Raw genomic sequence first — 3,266 nt, forward strand, 5'->3', positions numbered from 1 at the left:
GGCGCTTGGCGCCGCCCTTGACGACCGCGAGCGCGAAGGAGTGGCCCAGGTTCGGGCTGTAGTAGCTCGACGTCACATGCCCGACCATCGGCATCGGGATGCGGATCTCCTTCTCGAGCACGATCTGTGCGCCCTCGTCGAGCACCAGCTGCGGGTCGAGCGGCTTCAAGCCCACGAGCTGCTTGCGGTCCTCGCGCTGCGTGTCCGGGCGCGTCAGCGCGCGCCGCCCGATCCACGAGAAGGGCTTCTTGTAGCCGACGCACCACTGCATGCCCAGGTCCTCCGGCGTCATCGAGCCGTCGGTTTCCTGGCCGACGATGATGAAGCCCTTCTCCGCGCGCAGCACGTGCATGGTCTCGGTGCCGTAGGGGGTGAGACCGTACTTCTCGCCCTTCTCGAACAGCGCCTGCCACACGTGCATCGCGTGGTGGGCCTGCACGTTGATCTCATAGGAGAGCTCGCCGGTGAAGGAGATGCGATAGACGCGCGCCGGCACGCCGGCGACCGTGCCTTCGCGCATGTCCATGAACTTGAAGTTGTCCTTGGAGAGATCGATGTCGTCGGTGAGCTCGGCCAAGAGCTTCCGCGCGTTGGGGCCGTTGATCGCCATCGCCGCCCAGTGGTCGGTCACCGAGTTGAAGTACACCTCCAGCTCGGGCCACTCGGTCTGGTGCCACAGCTCCATCCAGTCGAGCACCGCCGCGGCGCCGCCGGTGGTGGTCGTCATGTGGAAGTGGTTCTCGGCGATGCACGCGGTCACGCCGTCGTCCATCACCATGCCGTCGTCCTTGCACATGAGGCCGTAGCGGCACTTGCCCACGTCGAGCTTGGTCCAGGCGTTGGTGTACAGGCGGTTGAGGAACTCGCGCGCGTCCTTGCCCTGGATCTCGATCTTGCCCAGCGTCGAGGCGTCGAGAATGCCGACCGACTCACGCACGGCGCGGGTCTCGCGCTGCACCGCCTCGTGCATCGATTCGCTCCCGCGCGGGAAGTACCACGGACGCATCCACTGGCCGACTTCCTCGAACTTCGCGCCGTTGGCTTCGTGCCACGCGTGCAGCGCGGTGTAGCGGCGCGGATCGAAGAACTCGCGGCAGTGGCGTCCCGCGATCGCGCCGAAGGTGATCGGGGTGTAGTTCGGGCGGAACACGGTGGTGCCGGTCTGCGGGATGGTCTGCTTCAGGCAGCGCGCCGCGATCGCCATGCCGTTGATGTTGCCGAGCTTGCCCTGGTCGGTGCCGAAGCCCATGCCGGTGTAGCGCTTGACGTGCTCGATCGACTCGAAGCCTTCGCGCGTGGCGAGCTCGATGCCCGCGGCGGTGACGTCGTTCTGCGGATCGACGAACTGCTTCGGGGCGCGCATCGCCGGTTTCACGTGCGGCACCTGGTACAGCGCCGCCGCCTTGCCTTCGCGCACCTTGGCGACCTTGGGCAGCGCAGGAATCGCGGCCTCGAAGCCGGTGCGCTGGGCGGCGGCCCCGGCCGCGGCGCCGTCGGCGAGCGCCTCATTGAGCGCGCCCTTGCCGTGCACGCCGCCCACCGGGGTCATGCCCGGCACCTTGCCGGGGACGAAGCCGAGGATGTCGTCGCGCCACTCGGGGCGGGCGCCGGTGTGCGCCGCCAGATGCACGACGGGGCTGTAGCCGCCGGAGCTCGCGAGGGTGTCGCAGGCAAGCGTCTCGACGCGGCCCGCCACCTTGAAGCCGCCGATGTCGATGCGGGCGACCTGGGCACCGGTGACGCGCTTCTTGCCGTTCGCCTCGATCACCGCGGAGCCGGGGATGATGCGGATATTGCGCGAACGGGCCTCATTGACGAGGTCGCCCTCGGGGTGCTCACGCGCATCGACGATCGCGACCACTTCGCGGCCGGCATCATGCCAGTCGAGCGCGGCGCGGTAGGCGTGGTCGTTGGCGGTCGACAGCACCAGGCGCTTACCCGGCGCCACGGCGTAGCGGCGGATGTAGGTCGAGATCGCGCCCGCCACCATGCAGCCCGGCACGTCGTTGTTGGCAAAGACCAGCGGACGCTCGTGGGTGCCGGTGGCGAGGATCACCTCGCCGGCGCGCACGCGGTGCATGCGGGCGCGCACTTGACGGCGGCCGTTCACGCTCGGCGCGAGGTCGGCGAGGTGCTCGGTGCGGCGCTCGTGCAGCGTCACGAAGTTGTGGTCGTGGTAGCCGTTGGCGGTGGTGCGCGGCAGGATCAGCACTTCGGGCAGCGTCGCCAGCTCGGCGAGCACGGCGGCGACCCAGGCCGAGGCCGGGCGGCCGTCGATGAGTTCGCGTGTGTCGAGCAGCGAGCCGCCCATCTCTTCCTGCTCGTCGCACAGGACGACCCGTGCGCCCGAGCGGCCGGCGGCGAGCGCGGCCGCGAGGCCCGCCGGGCCGGCGCCGATCACCAGCACGTCGCAGTGGCGGTTGATGTGGTCGTAGATGTCCGGATCCTTCTCCCTGGGCGTGCGGCCCAGGCCCGCGGCCTTGCGGATGTACTTCTCGTACTTCGGCCACATCGACGCGGGCGCCATGAAGGTCTTGTAGTAGAAGCCCGGGGGCATGAACTTGCCGCCGACGCTGCCGATCACGCCCATCAGATCGCGGTCGACGTTCGGCCAGCCGTTGGTGCTCGTGGCGACCAGGCCGCCGTAGAGCGCCTGTTGCGTCGCGCGCACGTTCGGGACCTGGCCGGCTTCGGTCGCGCCCAGTTGCACGATCGCGTTCGGCTCCTCGGCGCCGGCGGCGACGATGCCGCGCGGGCGCGAGTACTTGAAGCTGCGGCCCACGACATCGACACCGTTGGCGAGCAGCGCGGAGGCGAGCGTGTCGCCGGCGAAGCCCTGGTAGTCGACGCCGTTGAAGCTGAAGCGCAGCGGGCGGCTGCGGTCGATGCGCCCGCCGGCGTCGAGACGGTTCGGTTGACTCATTTGGCCGCTCCTTTGTCAGCGGTGACCGAAGGCTTCTGGCCGACCTTGTAGGTTTCGAGGATCTGGTAGCTCACGGTGTCACGCGTGACGTTGAAGAACTTGCGGCAGCCGGCGGCGTGGTACCACAGCTCGTGGTGCAGGCCGCGCGGGTTCTTGCGGAAGAAGAGGTAGTTGCCCCAGTCCTCGTCGCTGGTCGCTTCCGGTTCCAGCGGGCGGGCGATGTGGGCCTCGCCCTTGGGGCGGAACTCTTCTTCCTCGCGGGTTTCCGCGCAGTGCGGGCAGTAGATGTGCAGCATGGTGTCCTGCTCCTCCTCAGTGCGCGACGCCCGCGGCGCCGTGTTCG

2 protein-coding genes are annotated in these 3,266 nt (G+C 69.1%); both read right to left on the bottom strand.

Going from position 1 to position 3,266, the window contains the following annotated elements:
• Window positions 1-2,923, bottom strand: a 2,923-nt coding sequence (locus GO615_RS27380) for a sarcosine oxidase subunit alpha family protein (protein WP_169133006.1), incomplete at its 3' end; no start/stop codon positions are given.
• Window positions 2,920-3,266, bottom strand: a 347-nt coding sequence (locus GO615_RS27385; protein WP_246262514.1) for a sarcosine oxidase subunit delta, incomplete at its 5' end; no start/stop codon positions are given. The genes GO615_RS27380 and GO615_RS27385, both read right to left, overlap by 4 nt.

The organism is Aromatoleum evansii (assembly GCF_012910805.1).
GTDB lineage: Bacteria > Pseudomonadota > Gammaproteobacteria > Burkholderiales > Rhodocyclaceae > Aromatoleum > Aromatoleum evansii.